This is a genomic window from Pseudomonas sp. CCI4.2 (assembly GCF_034350045.1).
Taxonomy (GTDB): domain Bacteria; phylum Pseudomonadota; class Gammaproteobacteria; order Pseudomonadales; family Pseudomonadaceae; genus Aquipseudomonas.
This window is the reverse complement of record NZ_CP133781.1, coordinates 4,800,690-4,827,165: the sequence shown is the minus strand read 5'-3', so window position 1 is coordinate 4,827,165 and position 26,476 is coordinate 4,800,690. Positions and strand designations below refer to the sequence as shown.

General features: G+C 57.2%; 23 protein-coding genes and 1 pseudogene. 18 read left to right on the top strand and 6 right to left on the bottom strand.

Features of this window, described 5'->3' with window-relative positions:
• Positions 1-72: 72 nt before the first annotated feature.
• Positions 73-1,014, bottom strand: a pseudogene (locus RHM65_RS25515) (cache and HAMP domain-containing protein); the annotation flags it as partial.
• 531 nt (positions 1,015-1,545) lie between these two features.
• Between RHM65_RS25515 and RHM65_RS21795 the strand changes: the two are divergent.
• A complete protein-coding gene (locus RHM65_RS21795) occupies positions 1,546-2,991 on the top strand; it encodes a SulP family inorganic anion transporter (RefSeq protein WP_322168904.1) in 1,446 nt (481 codons plus the stop codon).
• 15 nt (positions 2,992-3,006) lie between these two features.
• A complete protein-coding gene (zapE, locus tag RHM65_RS21790) occupies positions 3,007-4,131 on the top strand; it encodes a cell division protein ZapE (RefSeq protein ID WP_322168907.1) in 1,125 nt (374 codons plus the stop codon).
• A 38-nt stretch (positions 4,132-4,169) separates the two neighbouring features.
• On the opposite strand, the gene rarD is transcribed toward zapE, so the two are convergent.
• On the bottom strand, positions 4,170-5,066 hold the full coding sequence (gene rarD / locus RHM65_RS21785) for an EamA family transporter RarD (RefSeq protein ID WP_322168910.1): 897 nt from the start codon (positions 5,064-5,066) through the stop codon (positions 4,170-4,172).
• Positions 5,067-5,288: 222 nt separating this feature from the next.
• Here rarD and RHM65_RS21780 point away from each other — a divergent pair, with 222 nt between their 5' ends.
• Both RHM65_RS21780 and RHM65_RS21775 read left to right on the top strand, forming a co-directional pair.
• Positions 5,289-5,930, top strand: a complete 642-nt coding sequence (locus RHM65_RS21780) for an HD domain-containing protein (RefSeq protein WP_322168913.1) — start codon at positions 5,289-5,291, stop codon at positions 5,928-5,930.
• 205 nt (positions 5,931-6,135) lie between these two features.
• Positions 6,136-7,287: an MFS transporter gene (locus RHM65_RS21775; protein WP_322168916.1), complete on the top strand. Its 1,152-nt coding sequence runs from the start codon at positions 6,136-6,138 to the stop codon at positions 7,285-7,287.
• A 40-nt stretch (positions 7,288-7,327) separates the two neighbouring features.
• On the opposite strand, the gene RHM65_RS21770 is transcribed toward RHM65_RS21775, so the two are convergent.
• Positions 7,328-7,765 (bottom strand): carboxymuconolactone decarboxylase family protein, encoded by a 438-nt coding sequence (locus RHM65_RS21770; protein WP_322168919.1) that lies wholly within the window; start codon positions 7,763-7,765, stop codon positions 7,328-7,330.
• A gap of 214 nt (positions 7,766-7,979) precedes the next feature.
• Between RHM65_RS21770 and RHM65_RS21765 the strand changes: the two genes are divergently transcribed.
• Positions 7,980-8,855: an alpha/beta hydrolase gene (locus RHM65_RS21765; RefSeq protein ID WP_322168922.1), complete on the top strand. Its 876-nt coding sequence runs from the start codon at positions 7,980-7,982 to the stop codon at positions 8,853-8,855.
• Between the two features lie 8 nt (positions 8,856-8,863).
• Here the strand turns inward: RHM65_RS21765 and RHM65_RS21760 are convergent, their stop codons facing one another.
• Positions 8,864-8,992: a hypothetical protein gene (locus tag RHM65_RS21760; RefSeq protein ID WP_322168926.1), complete on the bottom strand. Its 129-nt coding sequence runs from the start codon at positions 8,990-8,992 to the stop codon at positions 8,864-8,866.
• Positions 8,993-9,147: 155 nt separating this feature from the next.
• Between RHM65_RS21760 and RHM65_RS21755 the strand changes: the two genes are divergently transcribed.
• From RHM65_RS21755 to RHM65_RS21745, 3 genes are all read left to right on the top strand, one after another.
• Complete coding sequence (locus RHM65_RS21755) at positions 9,148-10,089, top strand: alpha/beta hydrolase (protein ID WP_322168928.1); 942 nt, start codon at positions 9,148-9,150, stop codon at positions 10,087-10,089.
• A 403-nt stretch (positions 10,090-10,492) separates the two neighbouring features.
• Complete coding sequence (locus RHM65_RS21750) at positions 10,493-11,212, top strand: ABC transporter ATP-binding protein (protein ID WP_322168931.1); 720 nt, start codon at positions 10,493-10,495, stop codon at positions 11,210-11,212.
• The gene (locus RHM65_RS21745; protein ID WP_322168934.1) at positions 11,212-12,006 is read left to right on the top strand and encodes an ABC transporter permease; all 795 of its coding nucleotides are present in this window, start codon (positions 11,212-11,214) and stop codon (positions 12,004-12,006) included. The genes RHM65_RS21750 and RHM65_RS21745 overlap by 1 nt, the downstream gene beginning before the upstream one ends.
• 54 nt (positions 12,007-12,060) lie before the next feature.
• On the opposite strand, the gene RHM65_RS21740 is transcribed toward RHM65_RS21745, so the two are convergent.
• Positions 12,061-13,209: an aldose epimerase family protein gene (locus RHM65_RS21740; protein WP_322185361.1), complete on the bottom strand. Its 1,149-nt coding sequence runs from the start codon at positions 13,207-13,209 to the stop codon at positions 12,061-12,063.
• Positions 13,210-13,759: 550 nt separating this feature from the next.
• On the opposite strand from RHM65_RS21740, the gene RHM65_RS21735 reads away from it, so the two are divergent.
• The 5 genes from RHM65_RS21735 to araH all read left to right on the top strand — a co-directional run bounded on the left by RHM65_RS21735 (position 13,760) and on the right by araH (position 19,266).
• A complete protein-coding gene (locus RHM65_RS21735; protein ID WP_322168937.1) occupies positions 13,760-14,497 on the top strand; it encodes a FadR/GntR family transcriptional regulator in 738 nt (245 codons plus the stop codon).
• Between the two features lie 58 nt (positions 14,498-14,555).
• On the top strand, positions 14,556-15,434 hold the full coding sequence (locus RHM65_RS21730) for an SMP-30/gluconolactonase/LRE family protein (protein WP_322168939.1): 879 nt from the start codon (positions 14,556-14,558) through the stop codon (positions 15,432-15,434).
• 211 nt (positions 15,435-15,645) lie between these two features.
• Positions 15,646-16,650 (top strand): substrate-binding domain-containing protein, encoded by a 1,005-nt coding sequence (locus RHM65_RS21725; RefSeq protein WP_322168942.1) that lies wholly within the window; start codon positions 15,646-15,648, stop codon positions 16,648-16,650.
• A 93-nt stretch (positions 16,651-16,743) separates the two neighbouring features.
• Complete coding sequence (gene araG, locus RHM65_RS21720; protein ID WP_322168944.1) at positions 16,744-18,258, top strand: L-arabinose ABC transporter ATP-binding protein AraG; 1,515 nt, start codon at positions 16,744-16,746, stop codon at positions 18,256-18,258.
• Between the two features lie 42 nt (positions 18,259-18,300).
• Positions 18,301-19,266 carry an L-arabinose ABC transporter permease AraH gene (gene araH / locus RHM65_RS21715; RefSeq protein WP_322168946.1) on the top strand — a complete coding sequence of 322 codons (966 nt, stop codon included), beginning with the start codon at positions 18,301-18,303 and terminating at the stop codon, positions 19,264-19,266.
• Positions 19,267-19,389: 123 nt separating this feature from the next.
• Here araH and RHM65_RS21710 read toward each other — a convergent pair whose 3' ends face one another.
• The gene (locus RHM65_RS21710) at positions 19,390-19,545 is read right to left on the bottom strand and encodes a hypothetical protein (RefSeq protein ID WP_322168949.1); all 156 of its coding nucleotides are present in this window, start codon (positions 19,543-19,545) and stop codon (positions 19,390-19,392) included.
• Between the two features lie 246 nt (positions 19,546-19,791).
• Between RHM65_RS21710 and mrdA the strand changes: the two genes are divergently transcribed.
• From mrdA to RHM65_RS21685, 5 genes are all read left to right on the top strand, one after another.
• Positions 19,792-21,687, top strand: a complete 1,896-nt coding sequence (gene mrdA / locus RHM65_RS21705; protein ID WP_322168952.1) for a penicillin-binding protein 2 — start codon at positions 19,792-19,794, stop codon at positions 21,685-21,687.
• Between the two features lie 390 nt (positions 21,688-22,077).
• Positions 22,078-22,929 carry a MurR/RpiR family transcriptional regulator gene (locus tag RHM65_RS21700; RefSeq protein WP_322170858.1) on the top strand — a complete coding sequence of 284 codons (852 nt, stop codon included), beginning with the start codon at positions 22,078-22,080 and terminating at the stop codon, positions 22,927-22,929.
• A 34-nt stretch (positions 22,930-22,963) separates the two neighbouring features.
• Positions 22,964-23,524: a D-alanyl-D-alanine dipeptidase gene (ddpX, locus tag RHM65_RS21695; RefSeq protein ID WP_322168956.1), complete on the top strand. Its 561-nt coding sequence runs from the start codon at positions 22,964-22,966 to the stop codon at positions 23,522-23,524.
• 237 nt (positions 23,525-23,761) lie between these two features.
• Positions 23,762-25,318, top strand: a complete 1,557-nt coding sequence (locus tag RHM65_RS21690; RefSeq protein ID WP_322168959.1) for an ABC transporter substrate-binding protein — start codon at positions 23,762-23,764, stop codon at positions 25,316-25,318.
• A 141-nt stretch (positions 25,319-25,459) separates the two neighbouring features.
• Positions 25,460-26,476, top strand: a complete 1,017-nt coding sequence (locus RHM65_RS21685) for an ABC transporter permease (RefSeq protein ID WP_322168961.1) — start codon at positions 25,460-25,462, stop codon at positions 26,474-26,476.

Genomic DNA, 26,476 nt, shown 5'->3' with positions numbered 1-26,476 from the left:
CGCGACATCTCCCACGCTCTGGCGCAATTGTTCGCTGGTGGTCAATGCATCGCCGATCAGTTCGTGCAGGCTTCCAATGAAACGGTTGAAGCCCCGCGCCAAATCGCCCAGTTCGTTTTCCCGATGATCATCCAGACGCCGGGTCAGGTCGCCATCGCCGCCACCAATGTCGATCAGCGCGGTAGTGACCTGACGAATTGGCCGCACGATGCCACGTGCTATCCAGGCCACAAAACCGAGGAAACACAGCACCACTGCCAGACTGATAGCGGAGATGATCGTCAGTGCGTCTTTGGCCGGGCCGTAGACTTCCGCCAGCGGCACCTCACTGACCAGGGTCCAGCCCAGTGAATCCACCGGCGCGGCCAGGGCCACAAAAGCTTGGCCGTTGCGCTCGAATTCGACTGGGGTTTTACCGGTGGTAGCGCCCAACAACGAGTGGGCCGGTCCCGCGCCGACCAACTGCTCCAGCGACTGGCGGTCGTTGAAATCGGCGTTGGGGTGAACCTTGACCTTGCCGTCCGGGCTCACCAGATAGACTTGACCATGCTCACCAAAATGAAAGTTACGGACCATTTCTGACAAGGCGCTCAAGCTAAAACCAAGGCCTGCCACGCCGACGACGATGCCGTTGCTTTCAATCCGCTGGTTGATGAACAGCGTAGGGACTCGGGTGGTTTGATCAATGTCGATTTCCAGCGCGCGCGGTTTGCCGCTGGCGAGGAAATCATAGAACCAGCCGTTTTCCTTGGCGCCAGGCTGCAACGTGCGGTCCACCCCTTTGTTGGTGAAGTAGTGGCCGCTGTCCTTGGCGACGATAAAGGTGGTCAATGCTTTGTGTTGCTGCTGGATATTGGCCAGGTAACGCACGAAGGTCGCTTGTTGGGCAGGGTCTTCCCCCGTGCGCAACCAATCCTCCACCAGTGTGTTGTCGGCAATGTCACTGGCGGCGGTGAGGGGCGAAGCGAGCAGCCGCTCAAGGTCGTTGCGGATGGCCTCGACACTGGCGGGCATGGCTTGTTGCAGCAGATAGCGATCGGTCAGCCGGTTCAAGGCGAAGGCATAAATGGCGATCACAATCAGACTGCTGATGACCAATGCTGCACCCATGCTCAAGGTGAGTTGCCACTGAATACTTTTTCGCCAGACAGGCATAGGGAAACTCCACGTAAAACGAGCGGACGCACAACCACGACGGAAAAGTGCTGAGAGGGGGCTTTTGCATAAGGCAATAACTGCGCCATAAAGCTGAGCTGCAGGTCAACTTTATGGGTTGTCTGCGGCGCAAAGCGCTGGATTAGAGCGGGTCATCGTTAAATATATAAATCCGACGTCATGCAAAACGGGCCGCCCGCCGAGACACAACACTGTGTCGTTTTGGAGCAGTTCAGCGAGGAATGGGTGGTTATGTGGCATTTGGCCAAGTTGTAGGGCAACAGACGTGGGTGCATGGCTGGCGGGATGGCCTCCAACTCCGTACCATCCTCAACCCTCTTTTCCCGCCTTCCTGCGTCTGACTTCGCTGGCGAACAATTTAGGTAAGCCATGAAATCAAATCGCCTACGCGCCGATGCCTTGGCTGGACTGACGACGTCATTCGCGCTATTGCCCGAGTGCATCGCTTTTGCCCTGGTCGCCCACCTTAATCCGCTGATGGGGCTTTACGGCGCCTTCATCATCTGCACCTTGACTGCCCTGTTCGGCGGCCGCCCGGGAATGATTTCCGGCGCGGCGGGATCAATGGCGGTGGTGATCGTCGCGCTGGTGGTGCAACACGGCGTGCAGTACCTGCTTGCCACCGTAGTGATCGGCGGGTTGATCATGATCGTGTTTGGCCTGCTGAGACTGGGCAAGCTGATTCGCATGGTGCCGCACCCGGTAATGCTCGGCTTCGTCAACGGCTTGGCGATCATCATCGCCTTGGCCCAGTTGGAGCAATTCAAGAGCGGAGAAACCTGGCTGAGCGGTCCAGCGCTTTATTTGATGATCGGGTTGGTGGCATTGACCATGGCCATCGTCTACCTGCTGCCACGTTTGACCCAGGCCGTGCCGTCGGCGCTGGTGGCCATCCTCGGTGTCGGTCTGGCGGTGTATCTGCTTGACCTGCCGACCCGCACCCTTGGTGACATGGCGCACATTGCCGCAGGCTTGCCCGGTTTGGCGCTGCCTCAAGTGCCGTGGAGCCTGCAAACCCTGTTCATCGTGACCCCTTACGCCGTATTGATGGCTTTGGTCGGCATTCTTGAAACCCTGTTGACGCTGAACCTTACCGACGAAATCACCGAAAGCCGTGGTTACCCGGATAAAGAGTGCGTGGCGTTGGGGGCGGCCAATATGGTCTCGGGGTTTTTTGGCGGCATGGGCGGATGCGCCATGATCGGTCAGACCGTGATCAACCTCAGTTCCAGCGGTCGTGGGCGTTTTTCCGGCGTGGTCGCTGGGGTAATGATCCTGTTATTCGTGCTGTTTCTTTCCCCGCTGATCGAGCACATTCCGCTGGCCGCATTGGTCGGGGTGATGTTCGTCGTGTCGCAGCAAACATTCGCCTGGGCCTCGTTGCGGGTGCTGAACAAGGTGCCGCTGAACGACGTGTTGGTGATTTTAACGGTGACGGTTATCACCGTATTTACCGACTTGGCCACCGCTGTATTGTGCGGCATCGTCATTGCCGCGCTCAATTTCGCCTGGCAGCAGGCTCGCGAGCTCTATGCCGACAGTTCATTGGAAGCAGACGGAAGCAAGCTCTACCGCTTACACGGCACGCTGTTCTTCGCCTCGACAACACCATTCCTCAATCAGTTCGACCCCGCCAATGACCCCGCCCACGTGACTCTGGACTGTCGCCGCTTGAGTTTTGTCGATTACTCCGCCATCGCCGCGCTGAAGGCCTTGCGTGAGCGCTACGTCAAAGTCGGCAAGCACTTGCACGTGCTTCACTTGTCCGAACGCTGCAAGCAGATGCTTAAGCGCGCCGGCGTGCATCACGATTGAGGAGCCCATTTCTTGATGAACATTGTTTCTCCCCTGGACGCCTATCGACAGGCTATCGACCAACAAGGGTTTACCCCCGATGCTGCACAGTTAAACGCTGCGCAGTGCTTGCAAGACTGTTTCCTGGCGCTACACGACGGCAAGCGTCGGCCGCAGACCCAGGGCGTTTATCTGTGGGGGCCGGTGGGCCGTGGAAAAACCTGGTTGATGGACCGTTTCTACGACAGCCTGAGCTTGCCCGCGCGGCGCCAGCATTTTCATCACTTCATGCGCTGGGTTCACATGCGCCTGTTCCAATTGACCGGCACCGCCAATCCTTTGCGGGCGCTGGCCCAAGAACTGGCCAAAGACGTGCGGGTGCTGTGTTTCGATGAGCTGTTCGTGAACGACATCGGCGACGCGATCATTCTCGGTGGATTGCTGCAAGTGATGTTTCAAGAGGGCGTGGTCGTGGTGTCCACCTCCAACCAGCCGCCAGAGCAGTTGTATGAAAACGGTCACAACCGTGAGCGTTTCGAGCCGGCCATCGTCGCCATTAACCGTTACATGACCGTGGTGACCGTCGACGGCGGCGAAGACCACCGCCTGCATCCGGGGCAATTGCATCAGCGTTACTGGGTGAGTCAGCCGGGCAGTGTGAGTGCGCTGGCCGGTGTCTTCGAGCAGCTGAGCGCGGGCCAGCCATCGTCGAATGAGCCCGTGGCGTTCGGTCATCGCCGCATCAACGTGATCCGCCACAGCGAAAAAGTCCTGTGGTGCCGTTATGCCGACGTCTGCGAACAGCCATTGGCGGCCATGGATTTCATCGATTTATGCGATCGGTTTTCCGCGATTTTGATCAGCGAAGTACCGGCGTTGAGTGCCAAACAGCGCGAAGGAAAAATCGCCCGCGGCACTGAGGATGCGGTAGAACAGGTCTCGGCCGGTGATCGCGTACTGCCGCAATTGTCGGTGCACGACGATGGTGTTCGGCGTTTCATTGCGCTGGTCGACGAGTGCTATGACCGTCGAGTACCGCTGTATGTCGAGGCGCAAGTGCCGCTTGAAGCGTTGTACACCGAGGGCTACCTGTCCTTCGCCTTTCGCCGCACGTTGAGCCGTTTGCAGGAAATGCAGCTGGAGCGGTTTGCAAAACTGTAGGAGCGAACGTGTTCACGAGACTGCTTAACTGCCAGCTCCTACAGAGCGGCGCGGACGCGATTCTTTCGGCGTTGAGCCAGCAGGTGTTTGCTGCCTTCCGCGACCAACACCAGCACCGCAAACCAGATCGGCAGGTAGGTCAACCATTCATCGCGGTGGATGCTTTCCCCCAGCAGCAAGGCCACGCCGACTAACAGCACCGGTTCAACGTAGCTCAAAAGCCCGAACAGGCTGAAGGGCAACAGGCGGCTGGCGATGATGTAACTGCACAGCGCCGACGCGCTGATCATGCCCAGGACCGGAATCAACAGATACAAACGCGCAGAGTGGGAGAGGGCGCTGGGGTTGCCGTTGACGATGAACCACAGACTGACCGGCAGCATCAGCGCCATGTCGAACCACAGGCCGCCGAGGTTATCGGTGCCCAGCCTGCGCCGCAAAACGAAATAAAACGGATAACCCAATGCGACCAACAGCGTTTCCCAGGAAAAGCTGCCCACGCGGTACAGCTCGTTGCCAACCCCCACCAGCGCACAACACGCGGCGATAGTTTGCAGGCGTGACAGGTGTTCCCCATAGGCGATGCGGCCGGTAACGATCATCGTCAGCGGTAATAGAAAATAGCCCAGCGACACGTCCATGCTGCGTCCATGCAACGGCGCCCACATAAACAGCCAGAGTTGCACGCCCAGTAAAAGCGATGACAGCAGCATGCTGGTTAACAGAATGGGTGACTGCCGCAAGCGTGTGGCGATGTCGCGCACCAGCCGCCAGTCGCCGCTGGAAAGCATGAACAGCGTCACGCACGGCACCGTCAGCAGCATACGCCAGCCGAAGATTTCGCTGCCGCTCAGGGGCTTGAGGAGTGAGGTGTAAAAATACATGACCGCGAACAGGATCGAGGCCAGAACCGACAGCGCAATGCCTTTTGACACAACTTCCTCACGTCTTTTCAATTCTTATTTGTCGCGCGATTTCCTCGCAACGCCGGTTTTAGCTGAGTCAGAAGCGGCGCGTAGTCTAGCCGATCCCAGGTGGCAGGATATGACGGACGTTTGGCAGATAACGTGACCTCGCGCCGATTGTGGCCAAGCCCCCACGGGCAGAGACTTGTTTCAGCCGCGCCATACAGGTGCGATAGCCTGAGGAACGTCACCATGACCACCCACATTGCCGGTATTAAGATCCCTGACAGCGCCCTGGCCAAAGCCACCACAGAATACATTCGTGATAACGAACCTGACCTGTTGTATCACCACTCCCGCCGGGTTTTCTTGTTCGGCGCATTGAGCGGTGAACGCCAAGGGCTCAAGTACGATGCCGAACAACTGTATGTCGGCGCCATGTTCCATGACCTCGGTTTGGTGGAAGGCCATCGCAGCGCTGACGAGCGTTTTGAAGTCGACAGCGCTAACGCCGCCCGCGCCTTCGTGAAGCCGTTTGGCTTGTCGGAAGGCGACATGGAGCAGGTCTGGTTATCAATTGCCCTGCACACCACACCGAACGTCGTGCGTCATTTGCGTCCGAACGTGGCGTTGGTGACGGCAGGGGTCGAAATGGACGTACTGGGTATGGAATACGCTGCGTTCTCCACCGAACAGCGTGACGCCGTGGTGCATGCGCATCCTCGTGGCGAAGGCTTCAAGGAATGCATCATCTGTGCGTTCGCCGATGGCTTCAAAGACAAGCCAGACACCACATTTGGTACCGTCAACGCTGACGTGCTGGTGGACCTTGATCCTAAGTTCAAACCAATGAACTTCGTCGACATCATCCGCAAGTCGCCTTGGGTGGCGTAACCCCGCACCCTTCTCTGTACAAGGAGCCAACTTGTTGGCGAGGGGTTTGACGAGATATGTCTGATACGCCGCCTCGCCAACAAGTTGGTTCCTACAGAGTCGTTTGGATTTTTAAAACAACGCAAAACATTTGGATACGCCGCCACCTTTGTTAGGCTGCTTCGATTGCCGGGTTGTACCCGCCTGACGTTTCGAAGGACGCTGCATGACTTCTATCAACATCGCTGCGCCGGCCATCAGCGCCCGACGCGAGCAGCTTTCCACCCGAATCGCTTTTTTTATTGCCGGTTTTGGCGTCGCCGCATGGGCGCCATTGGTGCCTTATGCCAAGGCCCGCGTCGATCTGAACGACGGCACCCTCGGGCTATTGCTGCTCTGCCTGGGTGTCGGCTCGATCATCGCCATGCCCTTGGCTGGAATACTCGCCGGGCGTTTTGGTTGCCGCATTGTCTTGATCCTGTCCAGCGTACTGATCTGCCTATGTCTGCCATTATTGGCGACGGTCTCCAGCCTGCCGCTGCTGATCGCGACCCTGTTCGTATTCGGTGCCAGCATGGGCGCGTTGGATTGCACGGTGAATATTCAGGCGATTATGGTTGAGAGGGCCAGCGGTAAAACCATGATGTCGGGCTTTCATGGCCTGTTCAGTCTCGGCGGGATTGCCGGTGCAGCCAGTGTCAGTGGGTTGCTCAGTGTTGGCGCCTCCCCGTTGATCGCCATGGGGGCGGTGGTGGCGATCATCCTCATCGCGCTGATTAAGGCCTCGCCGCACTTCCTCACCTACGGCAGCGAGAGCAAAGGTCCGGCGTTCGCCATTCCCCACGGCATCGTGCTGTTTATCGGTCTGTTATGCCTGACGGTGTTCCTGACCGAAGGCGCGATGCTGGATTGGAGCGCGGTGTTCCTGAGTTCGATGCGTGGCGTTGACCCGGCTTATGCCGGTTTGGGTTATGCGGTATTTGCCCTGACCATGACCGTCGGACGTCTCTCGGGTGATGCCATCGTGCGTCGGGTCGGGGCCAATCAGGTGATCATTCTTGGGGGGCTGTTCGCGTCGGCGGGATTGACGCTGGCGACACTTATTCCCGCCTGGGAAGCGACGTTGCTGGGCTACGCGTTGGTGGGCGTTGGGTGCTCGAATATCGTGCCAGTGCTTTACAGCGCCATCGGGCGACAAACCGTCATGCCGGAACATGTAGCGGTTCCTGCCGTGACCACGCTGGGCTACGGCGGCATTCTTGCGGGCCCGGCGGTTATCGGTTTCATCGCCCACGCCAGCAGCTTGAACCTGGCATTTTTGTGCATCGCCGTGTTGCTGCTGGGTGTGGCGTTGGGTGGTCGGATGCTTAAGGTTTGAGATGAAGTTCCGAGGTCTCCTACATTTAAGCCGGAACCATCTAAGCCGGAACCATCGCAAAACCAACGCCGAAACGGTTCCAGGCATTGATCGTGGCAATCGCCAGCGTCAGGTTGACCACTTCGGCTTCGCTGAAATACTCCAGCAGCGCCTGGTATTGATCCTGCGGCGCATGCTGAACGGACAACAGCGTCAAGCTCTCGACCCACGCCAGTGCGGCGCGTTCACGGGGCGTGAAGAACGCCGTTTCTTTCCAGACGCATAGCGTTTGCAAGCGCGCTTCAGTTTCACCGGCTTTGCGTGCATCGCTGGCGTGCATGTCCACGCAATAAGCACAGCCATTGAGTTGCGAAGCACGAAGGCGAACCAGTTCCAGCAACGAACTTTCCAGCCCACACTTACCCACGGCCTGCTCCAGCCCCATTAACGCCTTCAACGCCTCCGGTGCCATTTTCCCCCATTCAATTCGGCTGTTCATTTCGTTGTCTCCAAAGGTGATCGACTGTTTGTCGGGCGTCACAGTACCGTCCTCGACAGCAGTTTCGAATAGCCAATTCCGAGTGAATCGGCGGGTCCAATTGCGAATGGCTGTGCCAGGCAAACACACTTCATGAACGGGGTCCCCACGCTTTGCGCCTTGCCGTGAACGCACAACGAACTAGGATGTCTTCAATAATCATAAGGAGACATCCATGTTCGCTGGATTCGAAAAGAAGGTCTGTAAGGTCAACGGTGTTGAAATTGCCTACCGCATTGGAGGCTCTGGCCCCGGTCTGTTGTTGCTGCACGGCCATCCGCAAACCCACGTGATCTGGCACAAAGTCGCCGAAACCCTGGCCAAACAATTCACCGTGGTCGCGGCTGACTTGCGTGGCTACGGTGACAGCAGCAAGCCATTGGCCGACCCCGAACACCGCCTTTATTCCAAGCGCGAAATGGGCCGCGACAACGTTGAGTTGATGCGTGAACTAGGCTTTTCAACATTTTCGGTGTTGGCCCACGACCGTGGCGCCAGGGTTGCCCATCGGTTGGCGCTGGATCATCCACACACGGTAAACCGCATGGTACTGCTGGACATCGCGCCGACGCTGGCGATGTACAGCCAAACCAACGAGGCGTTCGCCCGCGCCTATTGGCATTGGTTTTTTCTGATCCGCCCGGCACCGCTACCGGAAACGTTGATCGAAGCCGATCCCGAACAGTTTCTGCGCAGCGTCATGGGCAGCCGTAGCGCGGGCATGGCGCCATTTACCGACCAAGCGTTTGGCGAATACCTGCGCTGCCTGAAACTGCCGGGCGCCGCGCGAGGCGTTTGCGAGGACTATCGGGCCAGCGCCAGCATTGACCTTGATCATGACCGTGCCGACATGGCTGCGGGCAACCGGCTAGTGCTGCCGCTTATGGTGCTGTGGGGTGAGGAAGGGATCGTCGGGCGTTGCTTTGATCCACTCAAGGAATGGCAACTCGTCGCCACCGATGTGCGGGGTGAACCTGTGGCCGCAGGGCACTACATCGCCGAAGAAGCACCCGAACTGCTGTTGGAGCACGTGTTGCCATTTCTGGGCTGAACCGGATATCAGGACTTGGGGGCGCTTATTTTGTCTTTCTTGGGCTTGCTGGTACGCAGGAAGTCCAAGTAAAAATTGAGCGCTCCCAACACCGCTATGGCGAACAAGGCAAACATACCGATTTGAATGTTGCTCATGACGTACTCCGGATGGATCGTAAAGCGATTGATAATAATTAATCCAAAACGCCGGATAAGGGAACGAGCTTTACCCGAGCTTTACAGAATTGGCCCCTGTATTTATCGGGATATTACGTAAAAAGGCGGCCTTTCTCGTCGATAAGGCATCCCTTATGACCACACCGAACATCCAATTCATCCGTACCCCAACGCTCGAAGTGGCTTATGAAACCCATGGAGACAGGGGTGCCGCGGTGGTGATGTTGTTGCACGGCTTTCCTTATGATCCACGAGGCTACGACGAACTTACCCCCCTGTTAGTCGACAAGGGATTTCGAGTCATCGTTCCCTACCTCCGTGGATACGGTCCGACGCGGTTTCTTTCTCTCGAGACCCTGCGTTCCGGCCAACAAGCTGCGCTGGGTAAAGACCTGCTGGAGCTGATGGATGCTCTTGGCATCGCGAAGGCTACGCTGGTGGGATATGACTGGGGAGGGCGCGCGGCGTGCGTCGTCGCCGCACTTTGGCCGTCACGGGTTAATGCGTTGGTCACTGGCGACGGCTACAACATCCAAGACATCCCCGGTTCCTCCCAACCCCAAGACCCGAAGTCCGAGCACCGTTATTGGTATCAATATTATTTCCATAGCCCACGTGGGCGAGCCGGACTTGAAGCCAATCGCAAAGCGTTTTGCCGTTTGTTATGGCAACTGTGGTCGCCTCCTTGGGTGTTCAGTGAGGCAGCGTTTGAGCGGACGGCGCAGTCGTTCGACAATCCTGACTTCGTGGACGTTGTAATTCATTCCTATCGGCATCGGTACGGCTACACGGAAGGCGATCCGGCCCTTGAGCCCATTGAAACCCAGCTGGCTACCCAGCCGATGATTGGCGTGCCGACGATTTCGTTGTGTGGGCGCGATGACGGCGTCGGGCCGCCCCCCGAGATTGATGGCGATGCAAATCAGTTTTCAGACTTCTACGAGCGGCGAATCCTGAGCGGGGTCGGGCACAACATCCCGCAGGAGGCGCCGTCCGACGTTCTGAAGGCGATTCTTGACCTTGCGGAACGTATCCAATTCAAACAAAAAACCGCGCCGAACCCCGCCCCCCTGTAGGAGCTGCCGAAGGCTACGAAGCCGGTGCCGCTCTGGGATTTCGTTGACGCGGTTGTTAGCAAGCAGCTGCAGATACTGTGGGAGTAGGCTTGCCTGCGAAGACGCCCGTAATCGCGCCGCGGATGTCGACCTGAAACCTGAATCGTGTGTATTAACGCTTTCGTTGGCAAGCCACACAGAGACTTCGGCAGACCCAAAATAATAAGCGCGAGCACTCATCGCCGCCTTCGACGGCTTCTATAGAAATCTGCGGATCGTCAAAATCTGTATGAACGAACCTGTTCGCGAGGCGGTGTATCCGACACACCGTAGCGGATGCATCGCCAACACGTTGACTCCTAAAGACGCCTGCCATCGCTTATGCTGCGACCCTCACCGGTAACTTCAGAGAACCCGTAATCCAATGACGCTTTCTCCCCCCAAACCAACGCCGGCCACGCCTCGGCAGATACTTCTCAACGCCACCGGGCTGGTCCGGTATAACGCAAAAAGCAAAACCCATTTGCTCAATTGCGTGGACTTCAGCTTGGCCGCAGGTGACCGGGTGGCGGTGACCGGGCCGTCGGGGTCGGGAAAAAGCGTCTTTCTTCGTGCCTTGGCGTTGTTGGATTCACTGGATGCCGGCCAAATCTTTTGGCGCAACACGCGGGTAAGTGGCGCCGCAATTCCGGCCTTTCGACGTCATGTCAGCTACATCGCCCAGCGTCCGGCGATGTTGGAAGGTACGGTCGAAGACAACCTGCGCTACCCGTTCAGCCTGAAGGTTTACAACGACCTGCACTTTGATCGCGACGCGGCGGTGCGGTTGGCGAAACAGGCGGGGAGGGACGATAGTTTTCTCGACAAACAGTCGAGTGAGTTATCCGGCGGGGAGGCGCAAATTGCGGCGTTGATCAGGGTGCTGCAATTGCAACCCGATGTGCTGCTGCTCGACGAACCCACTGCTGCGTTGGACCCGGAGTCTTCGCAAGAGATCGAAGCGCTGGTCACGGCGTGGTTCAACGCGACGAACGACAATGGCCGCGCCTATTTATGGGTGTCCCACGATCAAGCGCAGGCGCAGCGCATGAGCGGGCGTCAACTGACGATGCTGGCCGGCACATTGAGCGAGGAAACCCCGTGATGGATTATCAAAACCTGTCGCTGCTGGACATCGGCATTGCGTCCTCACTGATCCTGATTAACGGCGTGTTGTCGTTGCTGTTGAAACTCAACCTGGAGCGTAAGTTGGCTGTGGCGGCGGTTCGTACGGTGGTGCAATTACTGGCCATTGGTTACGTACTGGGCTGGGTCTTCGGCCATGGCGAGTGGTACGTGGTGTTGCCATTAATGGCCGCGATGACCTTGATTGCCGGGCTGTCGGCGTCGGAGCGCGGCAGACGCACTTACGTGGGCCAGCGCCTCGACAGCATCGTGTCGATCTGGCTCAGTTCGTGGCTGGTGACGGCAGTGGGTTTGTTCGCGATTATCCGGATTCATCCCTGGTATGAACCGCAATACGCGATCCCGATTCTCGGCATGATTCTCGGTAACACCCTGACCGGTGTTTCGTTGGGCATCGACCGAATGACACAGGAATTGACGGCCGGACGTACGGTAGTAGAGATGAGCCTGGCGCTGGGCGCATCGCGCTGGGAAGCAGCGCAAGGTCCCGCGCGGCAGGCGGTACGGGCCGGAATGATACCGACGCTGAATCAAATGACCGTGGTCGGACTTGTCAGCCTGCCGGGGATGATGACCGGCCAGGTGCTGGCGGGCCAATCGCCGATTCAGGCGGTGCGTTATCAAATCATCATCATGTTTTTGATCGCGGCCGCGTCTGGTTTGGGCACGGTGCTCGCGGTGTTGCTCACGTACCGACGGCTATTTTCGGCGGATCACCGATTTCTGGCCGCGAAGCTGCTGGTACGTACATAAAGGCACCGGGGTGAATAAACCCCGATGCCTAAGTTCACGCTTATCTATCGACTCTCATTTATTTGAGAACTTGAACAGCGTGGTCTGGGTGTAAACCTTGCCAGGGTCCAGGCGGGTGCTCAGGAAGTTAGGCTGGTTAGGCGCATCTGGGTAGTGCTGGGTTTCCAGGGTAAACGCGCCCCAATGTGGGTAAACCTTGCCAGCCTTGCCTTTGACGGTGCCGTCGAGGAAGTTGCCGGTATAGAGCTGAACGCCGGGTTCAGTGGTGTAGAGCTGCAAGTGCCGTCCAGATTGCGGGTCGCGCACTTCGGCGGCCAGTTTGCCGACGTTGCCTTTGGTGTCCAGTACCCAGTTGAAGTCAAAACCACCTTGCTTGGGCTCGGCGAATTTCAACTGCGGATGGTCGGCGTGAATGTTTTTGCCGAACGCCGTGGGGTGGAGGAAGTCCATCGGGGTTCCTGCCACGGGTGCCAACTCCCCAGTAGGGATCAGCGTGCTGTTGACCGGTGTGTACGTGCTTGCGTACACCGTGGCGACTTGTTTTAGAACGTCGCCGCTGCCCGCGCCAGCCAGGTTGAAGTAACTGTGGTTGGTCAGGTTAAGCACAGTGGGTTTGTCGGTGGTGGCGCGGTACTGAATGCGCAGCTCGTTTTTCTCGTTAAGGCTGTAGGTGACGTGGGTTTCCAATGTGCCGGGAAAGCCCATTTCGCCATCTGGGGAGGTGTAGGTCAGTGTCACGCCTACCCAGCCTTTTTCCTTGCTGGCCTCGGCTTTCCAGACGCGTTTATCGAAGCCTTGGCTGCCGCCGTGCAGCGAATTCGGGCCGTCATTGGTGGGCACTTGGTACTGCTTGCCGTCCAGAGAGAATTTGCCCCCGGCGATGCGGTTGCCAAAGCGACCGATCGTCGCGCCGAAGTAGACCGTGGGGTTGGCTTGATAGCCCTGAATATCGTCAAAGCCCAACACCACGTCATCGGCTTTGCCGTTTTTATCCGGGACCATCAGCGATTGCAGAACGCCGCCCCAAGTAATGATGCTGGCTTGCATGCCGTGGCTGTTGCGCAGGGTGTATTTTTCGATGGGCGCGCCGTCCGAAGTGGTGCCGAAGGCGCTGTGTTCGCTGGTCAGTCCAGCGGCGTGAGCAGAAAGTGTGGCGATCATCAAGGACAGTCTGAGGCCGCTGAGGGTGAGTGTGCGATGCATCATAGCTACCTTTCCTTTTTTATTTTTGAACAGAGTAGGGTTTGAAAAGCGCAGTTTTCCTGACGGTGTATCGGTTTCTGGGTGGGCAACTCCTTCTATGAAAAATCCAAAAACAGATCAAAACCTCTGTAGGGGCTGCCGAAGGCTGCTGCGATCAGATGTTCAGTGCCTACTATTCCATGTCTGCCAAAAGTCTCCGTGGGAGTTGGCTTGCCAACGAAAGCGTCAATGCAAGCGACTCAGGATTCAGGTCGACATCAGCGGCGCGATGACGGGCCTCTTCGCAGGCAAGCCTGCTCCCACAGAATGAATATCCGCCTCCCTGTCGCAGCGCCTATTAATCAGACTATTCGGCTCGGTAAAATTCACTAATTGCCATTTATAGCCCAAAAAGCAGTACTTGAAAAATTAATGGTAATACTATTTAGTGTTGGGCAGTGATGGATGTGGCGTCAAAGATACTCAGCCAAGGCAGCATAGTCGTTTGACAGCTAATCGTATGATGATTAGCCTCAATTTGCGGAAATAGCCGCAGACAGAGGCGCTGGGGATGAGCAGTAATTATCATGCGTCGACCGTGGATTGGCTGGGCACCTGGATTGCTGCGGGCCATGTGTTGCCAGGGCAGACGCTCAAGGTTGAGGCCGCGTTGTGTGAGGAATTAGGGGTCAGCCGAACGGTGATCCGCGAGGCAATCAAGACGCTGGTGGCCAAGGGCATTTTGGAAGTGGGGCCCAAAGTCGGGACTCGGGTGATGCCGATACGCAGTTGGAATTTGTTTGATCCGCAGGTGGTGGGTTGGCTGGCAAAGAAAGGCTTGCCGGAAAATTTCGTCATGGACCTGTTGGATTTGCGACGCACCATTGAACCCATGGCTGTGCGCTGGGCCTGTGAACGTGCGAGCCCGCTGCAGATTGTTGACATTCAGGAGGCGTACCGCGCACTTGAGGCTTCGCTGGACGACAAGGGCGATTACAACCGCGCCGACCAACGTTTTCATGAGGCGGTGCTGGCGGCCAGCCATAACCAGTTCATCGAGCAAATGTTGCCCGCGTTAGGGACATTGTTGGCGGTGTCGTTCGAGGTGTCGTCGGCGGCGCCGCAGGAGTTGGGCAAGACCTTGCCGTTGCACAAGGAATTGGCTGACGCGATTACAGCACGTGATGCCGCGCGAGGCGTGTGGGCCTGCATGAGCCTGATCGAACAGGCGACGGTGACCATTTCACGCTATTACGCTGCGCATAAAAGCGATGCGGGATTCGAAAAGTCTCAGCTGCAACCTAGCTGAGCAATGCCCCAAGCGCTGTAAATAATGAAGCACAAAAAAATAAGAATAAGGACGGTTTATGCACTGGCAACCTGTGTCAGAAAAACGCTTCAAACTGGCAGAAGGTCCTTTTTGGGATCGCGAGCAAGAAGCGTTGTATTGGGTCGATATTGCCGGCTTTCTGGCCTGCCGCTTGAGTCATGGCCGTTATCATCAGTGGCGTTTCACCGAGCCGGTTTCCGCTTTTATTCCCTGCGAATCGGGCGATGCGTTGGTCACCCTGGCCAGTGGCGTCTACCGCCTGGACCTTTCTTCCCCCGCGGACCAACCAAAACTCTCTCTCTTTTGCGTGGCTGACCCAGTCGCGGGAAATCGTCCCAACGAAGCGCGTTGCGATGTGCAGGGGCGGTTATGGCTAGGGAGCATGCAAAACAACCTGGATGCCCAAGGCGGTGACGTGCCGTTGATGCGGCGTTCGGGCGGCCTGTTTCGCGTCGATCCGGACGCCAGTGTTACGCCACTGCTCGCTGAGCAAGGCATCGTCAACACCCTGCTTTGGAACGCAGAGGCGACGGCGGTATTTAGTGCCGACACTCTGGACGGCGTGATCTATCGTTACCCCATCGCGGCCGATGGTCTTTTGGGCGAGCGGACGATTTGGGCTGCCGAACACCCGCGCGGTGATCCCGATGGCTCGGCGATGGACGCTGAAGGCTATATCTGGAACGCGCGCTGGGAGGGCCATTGCCTGATTCGGTTTGCCCCAGACGGTGCTGTCGACCGAGTGGTAGAGCTGCCGGTCAGTCACCCCACCAGTTGCGTCTTCGGTGGTCCGGAGTTGTCTACGCTGTACGTCACCAGTGCTGCGCCAGCTTCGGCCAATGGCGCGCTTGCCGGTGCGGTGATCATGGCACCGGTCGGGGTGGCGGGTATGGCCTGTCATCGGTTCGCAGGTTAATCGTGCGGACCTCGCTGGCGAGGGTGGCGGCTGACTGTCTGAGCCAAGGTGACACTACGTTACCTTGGCACCATTCATATTATGATATGACTGTTTTGTCGGTTTCTGGTCGTACTTTTCCCCAGGAATCAAGACCACCCTTTCAAGGGTCGGTAGCCACTGCGCCAAATCGTCCACGCTGTAGCTATTCAATAAAAATAAGGAGTTAGCTATGTTGAGTCGTCACGGGATTCGTTCCCTGTGCTGTGCCGCTGTCGCCACTGCAATACTGGGATTGGGCACCACCGCATCTGCCGCTGAAGAAGTCAAAATCGGTTTCCTGGTCAAACAGGCCGAAGAGCCTTGGTTTCAGACTGAATGGGCCTTCGCTGAAAAGGCCGGTAAAGAACACGGCTTTACCGTGATCAAAATCGCCGTTCCCGACGGTGAAAAAACCCTTTCCGCCATCGACAGCTTGGCCGCCAACGGCGCCAAAGGCTTTGTCATCTGTGCGCCGGATGTCGGGCTCGGGTCTTCGATCGTCGCCAAAGCCAAGCAAAATGGCCTGAAAGTGATGACGGTCGACGACCGCTTCGTCGATGGCAATGGCAAGTTCATGGAAGATGTGCCGTACCTGGGCATGGCTGCGTTTGAAGTAGGCCAGAAACAGGGCAGCGCCATGGCTACCGAAGCGAAAAATCGCAAATGGGACTGGAAAGAAACCTACGCGGTGATCAACACCTACAACGAATTGGACACGGGCAAGAAGCGCACCGACGGCTCGGTGGATGCGCTGGAAAAAGCAGGTCTACCCGCAGATCACATCCTCTATACCGCACAGAAAACCCTCGACGTACCGGGCAGCATGGACGCCACCAACTCGGCGTTGGTCAAGCTGCCAAACACCGCGAAAAACCTGATCATCGGCGGCATGAACGACAACACCGTTCTGGGTGGCGTACGTGCAACCGAAAGCGCAGGTTTCGATGCCAAACACGTGATCGGTATCGGCATCAATGGCACTGACGCCATCGACGAATTGAAGAAACCAGACAGTGGCTTCTTTGGCTCGATGCTACCAAGCCCGGACAAAGAAGGTTACGGCACCGCGCTGTCGATGTACGAGTGGGTGACCACCGGCAAAGAACCTGCGAAATACACGGCGCTGGCCGATGTCACACTGATTACGCGCGCCAACTTCAAAGACGTATTGACCAAAATCGGCCTCTATAAGTAAGCCGGGTTTGATCTGTCCTGACGCGCCTGGCTGTTCAGGCTGGCATCTGCAAGACCTCGTTCCGACCACCGGAACGAGGTAAGAGGTGGTTTCATGGTGGAACAACAACAAGCGGGCGAAAGTCTGCGTTTCAATGATATTGGCAAAGTTTTCCCCGGCGTGCGTGCGCTCTCTGAAATCAGCTTCGTCGCGCGTCCCCACCAAGTGCACGCACTGATGGGCGAGAACGGTGCCGGCAAGTCGACGCTGTTGAAAATTCTCGGCGGTTCGTATCAGCCTAACAGCGGTAACTTACAGATCGGCGATCGCACCATGCATTTCAAGTCGGCGGCGGACAGCATCGCTGGCGGTGTGGCGGTGATTCACCAAGAGCTGCAATTGGTGCCAGAAATGACCGTGGCGGAAAACCTGCTGCTGGGTCATATGCCGTCGCGCTTCGGTGTCGTCAATCGGCGCGCCATGTTGCGTCGGGCGCGGGAATTACTCAAAGGCCTGGCGGATGAGATTGACCCGTCCACGCGCCTGGGCGATCTGTCCCTGGGCCAGCGGCAGTTGGTTGAAATCGCCAAGGCCATGTCGCACAACGCCCACGTGATTGCCTTCGACGAACCCACCAGCAGCCTTTCAGCGCGTGAAATCGAACGCTTGATGACCATCATCGCCAAGCTGCGTGATGAAGGCCGGGTGATTTTGTATGTATCGCACCGCATGGAAGAAATTTTCCGCATTTGCGATGCCGTGACGGTGTTCAAGGACGGTCGTTTCGTTCGTACGTTCGAGCAAATGAGCGACTTGAGCCATGACCAGTTAGTGACGTGCATGGTAGGTCGCGATATTCAGGATATTTACGACTATCGGCCACGGGAGCACCAAGGGACGGCGCTGAAGGTTGATGGCTTGCTGGGTCATGGCCTGCAAGAGCCCGTCAGCTTTTCGGTGGCCAAGGGCGAGATATTGGGCTTCTTTGGTTTGGTCGGAGCAGGGCGCACGGAGTTGTTGCGTTTGCTCTCCGGGCTGGCCCGCAGCAAGGCCGGCGAACTGCAATTGGACGGCAAACCGCTGACGTTGAACTCGCCCCGGGACGCGATCGCCGCCGGGGTGTTGTTGTGTCCCGAAGACCGGAAAAAAGAAGGCATCGTACCGCTGTCCAGCGTGGCCGAAAACATCAACATGGGCGCACGTCGCAACCACGCCACCCTGGGTTGCCTGATCCAGGGACGCTGGGAAAGTGAAAACGCTGACAAACAAATTCGTGCCCTGAACATCAAAACCCCATCGCCCGATCAGCAGATTATTTACCTCTCAGGGGGCAATCAGCAGAAAGTGATTTTGGGCCGTTGGTTGTCGATGCCCATGAAGGTGTTGCTGCTCGACGAACCGACACGCGGGATCGATATCGGAGCCAAAGCGGAAATTTATCAAATCATTCATAAACTCGCTGCCAGCGGCATCGCGGTGATTGTGGTCTCCAGCGACTTGATGGAAGTCATGGGCATTTCCGACCGTATTTTGGTGATGAGCGAAGGTGCTCTCACGGGTGAACTGTCTCGCGACCAAGCGGATGAGTCGCGACTGTTGCAATTGGCACTTCCGCGCTCACGCGGGTAATTACTTATGTGGCTGACAAAAAAAACTACAAACGAGGTACATATGTCACACGAAAATAGCCTGCCCGCTCCTCGGCAGGGGCTGAATCTGCGTCGGTTTTTCGACGATTGGGTCATGCTCCTCGCTGCGCTGACCATCTTTGTGTTGTGTGCGCTGTTCATCGATAACTTCATGTCGTCCTTAAACATGCGTGGCTTGGGTCTCGCGGTGTCCACCGTCGGAATTGCCGCCTGCACCATGCTGTTTTGCCTGGCGTCCGGGCATTTCGACTTGTCGGTAGGGTCGGTCATCGCCTGCGCGGGGGTGGTTGCGGGTCTGGTTATTCGCGACACTAACAGCGTGTTCCTAGGGGTTTCAGCGGCCTTGGCCATGGGCCTAGTGGTGGGCTTGGTCAACGGCATCGTGATCGCAAAATTGCGCATCAATGCCTTGATCGCGACCTTGGCAACGATGCAGATCGTGCGTGGCCTGGCTTACATCTTCTCCAGCGGCAAAGCAGTTGGGGTAATGGACCAGGACTTTTTCGTCTTCGGTAACGGCATGATCTACGGCGTTCCGGTACCGATCGTGATCACCGTACTGTGCTTCTTGTTCTTTGGTTGGCTGCTGAATTACACCACCTACGGGCGAAACACCATGGCCATCGGCGGCAACCAAGAAGCCGCGCTGTTGGCGGGCGTACACGTCGACCGAACCAAGATCATCATCTTCGCCGTGCACGGGGTGATCGGTGCCCTGGCCGGCGTGGTATTGGCCTCGCGCATGACCTCGGGTCAACCGATGATCGGGCAGGGTTTTGAACTGACGGTGATCTCGGCCTGCGTGCTGGGAGGCGTGTCGCTGAGTGGCGGCATCGGGATGATTCGACATGTCATTGCCGGTGTGCTGATTCTGGCGATCATCGAGAATGCGATGAACCTGAAGAATATCGACACCTTCTATCAATACGTGATTCGCGGAACGATTCTGTTGATCGCGGTGATCATTGACCGGATGAAACGCCGCTGATCACAGGGCTCTGTAGGAGCGAATTCATTCGCGAATAGCTTGACGCGGTGCGCCAGATTGACCGCCTCCCGAATGAATTCGGTCCCAGCCTGTACAAAACCTCGTGCGGTTCGCCGGCGCTCATCAAATCTGTCCCAATAACCCGCAAATACCCGACACGGCAGCGATGGCGCCGGCTTGCAGGATGTTCAGTTCCCGTCCTTTTACCCAGTAAATCGGGATTTTGCAGTGAGCAAGCAACAGCGACCACCGCGGCGCTCTCTGTTTTTTTTTCAGCATGAGTGTTCCGAACTTGACCCGCTGAATAAAGGAGCGCGCTGCTCCCGTCGGCATGTGCACCACACGATACCGGTTCTGCGCGCCTGAATGGATAGCCTGTAGCCCCCCAAATCAGGGTGATTTTCCCATCGGTGCATCTGTCTCAAAGGTCGCGTCCGGCAGATGAATCCATATTGGTGCGCACTTCTTGGTATCGTGCGTCACAATTTGTGATGATTGTCCCTTTTTAAACGAGAAGCTGTAGAAATGCCTGATCCAATTCCCTTAAAAGACCATGAGAAAGAAACGCAGCTGGTTAATAAGCGATTGGCGGTCTGTGGCCTGCTCGTCGCCATCTTGAGCTGCATTCTGGTGGGCAGAATGTATTTCCTCCAAGTCACCGAGTTCGCCTATCACTCGACCATTTCAGAAAACAACCGGGTTCACGTGCTGCCGATCACCCCGGAGCGGGGCATAATCTACGACCGTAACGGCGTCGTGCTGGCTGATAACCGACCGAGTTTCAACCTGATCATGACCCGTGAGCGTTCCGGGGACTGGAGTCAGGTCCTGGATTCGCTGATCAGCATTCTCAGCTTGCCGGAAGAAGACCGCATTCTGTTCGACAAGGACCTAAAGCAGGCTCGCCATCATTTTGATCCGGTAACGCTGCTGTATGAGTTGACCGAAGAACAAATCGCCTTGATCGCCGTCAATCAGTTTCGTCTGCCGGGAGTGGACGTTGAGCCGCAGTTTGTTCGGCATTATCCGTACGGCGAGCATTTTGCTCACTCGATTGGGTACGTGGGCCGGATCAACGAGAAAGAGTCCAAGCAGCTGGATGCCGTTGAATACCGGGGCACGCAATCGATCGGCAAGACCGGTATCGAAAAGTTCTACGAGTCCGAGTTGCACGGGCGAGTGGGCTATGAAGAGGTTGAAACCAACGCCCAAGGCCGGGTGTTGCGAGTGCTTAAACACACCGATCCGATTCCCGGCAAGAACATTGTTTTGAGCTTGGACGTGCATTTGCAAGAAGCGGCCGAAGACGCGTTGGGTGACCGCCGTGGGTCGGTGGTGGCGCTGGACCCGGAAACTGGCGAAGTTCTGGCGATGGTCAGCAAGCCGAGTTTCGACCCGAACCTCTTCGTCACCGGCATCAGCTTCAAGGAATACGCAGCGCTACGGGATTCGGTTGACCGGCCGTTGTTTAACCGCGTACTGCGCGGCTTGTACGCGCCGGGTTCGACGATCAAGCCGGAAGTGGCGATTGCCGGACTCGACAGTGGAGTAGTAACGCCACAAGCCCGGGTGTTTGACCCTGGGTATTTCCAGTTGCCGGATTACGACCATAAATACCGCAACTGGAACCACAGCGGTGACGGTTGGGTGGACATGGACGCGGCGATCATGCGTTCCAACGACACCTACTTTTACACCTTGGCGCACAAGCTCGGCATCGACCGCATGCATGACTACATGACCATGTTCGGGCTGGGACAAAAAGTCTCGCTGGACATGTTTGAAGAAGCGCCAGGCTTAATGCCGTCCCGTGAATGGAAACGTGCTACGCGACGACAGGTATGGTTTCCAGGCGAAACGGTGATTCTCGGCATCGGTCAGGGCTACATGCAGGTCACGCCGTTGCAATTGGCCCAAGCCACTTCGCTGATCGCCAACAAAGGCGTATGGATCCGCCCGCACTTGGCGAAAACCGTGGACGGCGTAGCGCCGGTCGACGAGCATCCGATGCCTAACATCGTGCTGCGCAACAACGCAGATTGGGAGCAGGTCAACCACGGCATGCAGATGGTCATGCACGATCCGCGCGGCATTGCCCGTGCGGCAGCGGTGGGCGCGCAGTACCGGATTGCCGGTAAAAGCGGCACCGCGCAAGTGGTTGCGATCAAACAGGGCGAGCGCTACAACCGCCTGAAGACCTTGGAACGTAACCGTGATAACGCCTTGTTCGTCGGCTTTGCCCCGGCGGGTAAACCGAAAATCGCGGTGTCGGTGATGATTGAAAACGGCGAGGCCGGTGGCCGTGTTGCGGGGCCCGTGGTGCGCCAGATATTGGACGCCTGGTTGCTCGACAAAGAAGGCAAGCTCAAGCCGCAATATGCGGTTCCACTGGTTAAACCACCGGGTGATCCGCACGTTTGATGTGGGGTTTTTGGATGCGGTGGCGGCGTTGACAGTGGTGTGAATCAGAACCGACGCCTTCCCGAATGAATTCGGTCCCACAGATTCTGGCCGTGCACAAATTCTGTAGGAGCTGCCGGAGGCTGCGATACGTCTGAAGAATCTTCGCCAACAAGTTGGCTCCTACAGAATGAATTCATTTCGCCAAACACCACATATCCGCCCACAAAAAGCGCATTTCCCCCTCCCTCCGCACCCTCTTGAATCATTAATTTTCCGTCCTGAAATTTCTACAAAAAACCGTTTGTGTTCGATTTAAAACGAATGTTATGTTGCTAACATATTGCGACAAAATGAATGTTATCTAACATTTTGACACCGATTTCGGACGCTGAAGCCCGTATGAATGCCATGGAAAAAAGCAGTTTTCACGACGCATTGGAGCAGCGCTTCAATAGCCTGACGCCGACGGGGAAGCGGATTGCGGGTTATCTGTTGGCCCACCCGCAGAAGCTGCCGTTCGAGACCGCTGACAGCATTGCGCAGCAGACCGGCACCACCGGCATTTCGGTCGGGCGTTTTTTGCGTTCGCTGGGTTATCGCAATCTGGATGACGTGAAGCAGAGCCTGCGTGGTGATTCGGTGAACACCTGGCTGATCACTGACCGGCTTGGGGCTTTTCGGGAAGAGGCGACCCATGGCGACGCGCTTGACCGCTCACTGACCCGCGAGCTGGAGGCCATCCAACACGTGTATGGCCTGGCTCGCAGCGAACAGTTCGGCCAGATCGTCCAGCAGTTGTACGCCGCCGATGCGGTGTTCATCGTCGGCATCCAGACCACCCGAGGCCTCCTCAATGCGTTTCACAGCCACTTGGAATACATCCGGCCGAAGGTTTATTACGTCGATGGTTTGTCAGGTACCTACGCCGAATCACTGAACTCCCGGTTCGAAAAACCCTACGCAGTGATCGCCGATTTTCGTACTTATTCAGCCGTGGCCCGCACGTTTTGCGAGGTCGCCAGCAGCAACAACTTACCACTGGCGCTGATCACCGATTTCCACTGTCCTTGGGCGCGTGACTACCCGATGGACCTGTTGCAGTTGAAGTCCGACGTCGGGCAGTTTTGGGATTCCATGGCGCCACTGGCCTGCCTGTTTAACCTGATGGTCTCTGCCGTGGCAGAAAAATATGGCAGTGGGCTGGATGAGCGTCTGGCGAAAAACCGGCAGCTACAAGAGCTTTTCGGCCAGTTCGAATAGCGCCTTTTTTTACTTTGGATTTTGGAGTGTTTGAGTGAACAGCAGCCCACTTGTCGAGGTTGATGCCGAGGCGCTTGAGATCGAAATCGACTTGATTTACGCCAGCGCCGATAACTTGGCAGGCAAACCGATTTACAAGGACGCACGCTGCCTGCTGCACCGTGACGCTGAAATTTGCATGCGCCTGGCCAGCCGATTGGCGCGCCAGGCCGGATTGAGCTTGCGGGTGTTTGACGCCTACCGTCCGCCTTATGCCCAGCTGTTGTTATGGCAGGCCTTACCGAACCCCGAATACGTGCGTGATCCGCAACTGGGTTCGCCCCACAGCCGTGGCGTGGCGGTGGACTTGACGCTGCTGGACGGTGACGGCCAGCCGCTGGACATGGGCACCGGGTTCGATGACATGCGCGAGCAGTCCCACCCGTTTTTCCCTGACCTGCCACCTGCCGTGCAACGCAATCGCCTGTTGCTGCTGGGAATCATGCTCGGGGCGGGTTTCCAGCACATTGCCAGCGAATGGTGGCACTACGAATTGCCCAATGCCGACGCGTATCCAATGATCGACGATCACTCGATTCGCCCGGCCGTTAATTGAAATCGCCACACCGCCACACCTGATGAACCGTGACACCGCAAGACCTGACCGGGGCACCCATGAATCCCGGCGTATACCCGGTGCAGACGTTTAGCTGAAAGGCCAATGACTGTCCGTTGCAAGCACCTGAAAAGGTGCTTGGGTTTCAACTGCCGGTGGAGCTTTCATAGCTCTTAATAGCTTTTCATAAAAGATGAACCGACGAAATTCCATCGTTCGAATGATCAAGGAACCGGCATGAACCGACTTTTCACCCCGCGCACAATGGCCTTGGCCCTGCTGTGTTCAGCACTGGGCCTCGGCGCCTGGCAATCGGCCAGCGCTGCAACACCGCCAGACACCCTGGTGATCGGCAAACCGTCCGATCCCCAGACCCTCGACCCGGCAGTGACCATTGATAACAACGACTGGGCCGTGACTTATCCGGCGTATCAGAAGTTGGTGGCCTACAAGGTCGAGAACGGTAAGGGCAGCACGGAAGTGCAGGGCGACCTGGCCGCCAGTTGGAGCACCTCGGCGGACAACCTGGTCTGGGAGTTCAAACTCAAGCCGGGCAACAAGTTCGACGACGGCGCTGAAGTGAACGCCGACGCGGTGAAGTTCTCCTTCGACCGCCTGATGAAGCTCAAGCAAGGGCCGTCCGGCGCGTTCCCGGATGACATGGAGGTCTCGGTGGTCGATCCGATGACCGTGCGCTTTACCCTGAAAGCCCCGTATGCGCCGTTCCTCTTCACCCTTGCGCACAACGGCGGCGCCATCATCAACCCGGACGTGGCGAAAAAATCCGACGACGTTAACGCCTACTTGTCGACCCACACTGCAGGCTCTGGCGCTTTCCGCCTGGCGTCGTGGCAGAAAGGTCAGGCGTTGACCATGGAGCAAAACAGCTATTTCGCCGGCCCGAAACCGGCCTTGAAAAAAGTCGTGATCAAGATCATCGGCGAAGCATCGGTGCGTCGCTTGCAACTGGAACACGGTGACCTCGACATCATTGAAGACATGCCCGAAGACCAGTTGGATGCGCTGAGCAAAAAGCCAGGCGTGGTCATTGGCGACTACCCGTCACTGCGGGTCACCTTGTTGTATCTGAACAACAAGAAAGCACCGATGAATAACCCGGACGCGCGTCGGGCCATCGTTGATGCGCTGGATTACGACGGCATCATCAATGGCATCTTGAAAGGCAAAGCCAAACCCATGAACGGGCCGATCCCCCAAGGCATGTGGGCCTACGATTCAAAACTGCCGCCGTTCAAGCAGGACACCGCCAAGGCCAAGGCCGACCTGGCCAAAGTCCCGGAGAAAATCACCGCGCTTAACTTCATGTACTCGGACAAGGACCCGAACTGGGAGCCCATTGGGCTGACCTTGCAAGCTGACCTGGCGCCATTGGGGGTCAACCTGAAAATGGAAAAACTGGCCAACGCCACCATGCGTGAACGCTTGGGCACCGGTGATTTCGACATCGCCATTGGTTCGTGGAGTCCAGACTTTGCTGACCCGTACATGTTCATGAACTTCTGGTTCGACTCCAAACTTCAAGGCTTGCCGGGCAACCGTTCGTTCTATGACAACCCGGCGGTGGATAAGCTGATTCGCGAATCGGCGGCGAACAACGACACGGCCAAGCGCACCGATCTGTACCAGCAAGCGCAAAAAATCGTGCTCAACGACAGCGTGTACGCCTACCTGTACCAGAAGGCCTACACGCTGCCGATGCGCAGCACGGTGAAGGGTTACGTGTTTAACCCGATGCTTGAGCAAGTGTTCAACATCGACACCATCACCAAGTAAAACGCGGCTGTCCGTCAGGACAACCGCCAGCCACTGCAACGTGTTAACGCTCCAGCGACCTCGCCCGTAAGCGGAGGTCGGTGCAGCGCTGTGCCCACGGCAACTTATCGCTGCCGATTCGTCGCGTTACCGAGGTGCCTCATGGCCTTCTTGAATATGTTGCGCAAACGCCTGTTCGGCCTGTTATTGGTTGTGTTTGGCGTTTCGTTGATTACCTTTTCCATCTCCCATTTGATCCCCGGCGACCCGGCCCGGTTGATCGCGGGCGACCGTGCCACCGACGCCATCGTTGCGCACATCCGTCATCAACTGGGGTTGGATTTGCCGCTGTATCAGCAATACGGTCGCTACATGCTCGACCTGTTCCACGGCGACCTTGGTACCTCGATTCGGACCAGTCGGCCAGTGCTGGAAGATTTGCAGGCGTACTTTCCAGCGACCTTGGAGTTGGCATTTACCGCACTGACCCTGTCGATTTTGGTGGGAGTGCCGTTGGGTGTGCTGTCGGCGGTGTACCACAACCGCGCCATCGACCAACTGGCGCGGACCCTCGCGGTCACCGGTATTTCGACGCCGGCGTTCTGGCTCGGGTTGGGCTTGATCGTGCTGTTCTACGGGCACCTTGGTTGGCTGCCGGGCAGCGGTCGGCTGGATGAAGGGCTCGACCCGCCGCCAAACCGCACCGGGTTTTACCTGATTGATTCGTTGCTGGCGGGGGATGGGGCGTTGTTCTGGAACGCGGTGCAGCATTTGATCTTGCCGGCGGTGACCCTGGGCTTCGTCAATTTGGGCGTGGTCGCGCGGCAGATTCGTTCGGCCATGCTTGATCAACTGGGTGAAGACTACATCCGCACGGCCCGAGCGTATGGCTTGTCGCGCTGGGCGGTGATAGTGCGCCATGCGCTGCCTAACGCGCTGATTCCGTCAGTAACGGTGCTGGGCCTGACCTTGGGTGACTTGCTGTACGGCGCAGTGTTAACCGAAACGGTGTTCGCCTGGCCGGGGATGGGCGCTTATGTGGTCAAGTCGATCCAATCGTTGGATTTCCCAGCGGTGATGGGCTTCGCGATTCTGGTGTCGTTCATCTATGTACTGCTGAACATGGCGATTGACCTGCTGTACCGGGTCATCGACCCACGCATTGGCGAGGTGAACTGA

Bases quoted from the DNA above. Each gene is read 5' to 3' on its own strand.
- RHM65_RS21760 (WP_322168926.1), bottom strand. From the start codon at position 8,992: ATGAGCAACATTCAAATCGGTATGTTTGCCTTGTTCGCCATAGCGGTG.
- RHM65_RS21780 (WP_322168913.1), top strand. From the start codon at position 5,289: ATGACCACCCACATTGCCGGTATTAAGATCCCTGACAGCGCCCTGGCC.
- zapE (WP_322168907.1), top strand. From the start codon at position 3,007: ATGAACATTGTTTCTCCCCTGGACGCCTATCGACAGGCTATCGACCAA.
- RHM65_RS21765 (WP_322168922.1), top strand. From the start codon at position 7,980: ATGTTCGCTGGATTCGAAAAGAAGGTCTGTAAGGTCAACGGTGTTGAA.
- RHM65_RS21740 (WP_322185361.1), bottom strand. From the start codon at position 13,209: ATGCATCGCACACTCACCCTCAGCGGCCTCAGACTGTCCTTGATGATC.
- RHM65_RS21770 (WP_322168919.1), bottom strand. From the start codon at position 7,765: ATGAACAGCCGAATTGAATGGGGGAAAATGGCACCGGAGGCGTTGAAG.
- araG (WP_322168944.1), top strand. From the start codon at position 16,744: ATGGTGGAACAACAACAAGCGGGCGAAAGTCTGCGTTTCAATGATATT.
- RHM65_RS21710 (WP_322168949.1), bottom strand. From the start codon at position 19,545: ATGCTGAAAAAAAAACAGAGAGCGCCGCGGTGGTCGCTGTTGCTTGCT.
- RHM65_RS21795 (WP_322168904.1), top strand. From the start codon at position 1,546: ATGAAATCAAATCGCCTACGCGCCGATGCCTTGGCTGGACTGACGACG.
- RHM65_RS21690 (WP_322168959.1), top strand. From the start codon at position 23,762: ATGAACCGACTTTTCACCCCGCGCACAATGGCCTTGGCCCTGCTGTGT.
- RHM65_RS21755 (WP_322168928.1), top strand. From the start codon at position 9,148: ATGACCACACCGAACATCCAATTCATCCGTACCCCAACGCTCGAAGTG.
- RHM65_RS21685 (WP_322168961.1), top strand. From the start codon at position 25,460: ATGGCCTTCTTGAATATGTTGCGCAAACGCCTGTTCGGCCTGTTATTG.
- mrdA (WP_322168952.1), top strand. From the start codon at position 19,792: ATGCCTGATCCAATTCCCTTAAAAGACCATGAGAAAGAAACGCAGCTG.
- RHM65_RS21735 (WP_322168937.1), top strand. From the start codon at position 13,760: ATGAGCAGTAATTATCATGCGTCGACCGTGGATTGGCTGGGCACCTGG.
- RHM65_RS21775 (WP_322168916.1), top strand. From the start codon at position 6,136: ATGACTTCTATCAACATCGCTGCGCCGGCCATCAGCGCCCGACGCGAG.
- araH (WP_322168946.1), top strand. From the start codon at position 18,301: ATGTCACACGAAAATAGCCTGCCCGCTCCTCGGCAGGGGCTGAATCTG.
- RHM65_RS21745 (WP_322168934.1), top strand. From the start codon at position 11,212: ATGGATTATCAAAACCTGTCGCTGCTGGACATCGGCATTGCGTCCTCA.
- RHM65_RS21750 (WP_322168931.1), top strand. From the start codon at position 10,493: ATGACGCTTTCTCCCCCCAAACCAACGCCGGCCACGCCTCGGCAGATA.
- RHM65_RS21730 (WP_322168939.1), top strand. From the start codon at position 14,556: ATGCACTGGCAACCTGTGTCAGAAAAACGCTTCAAACTGGCAGAAGGT.
- RHM65_RS21700 (WP_322170858.1), top strand. From the start codon at position 22,078: ATGGAAAAAAGCAGTTTTCACGACGCATTGGAGCAGCGCTTCAATAGC.
- RHM65_RS21725 (WP_322168942.1), top strand. From the start codon at position 15,646: ATGTTGAGTCGTCACGGGATTCGTTCCCTGTGCTGTGCCGCTGTCGCC.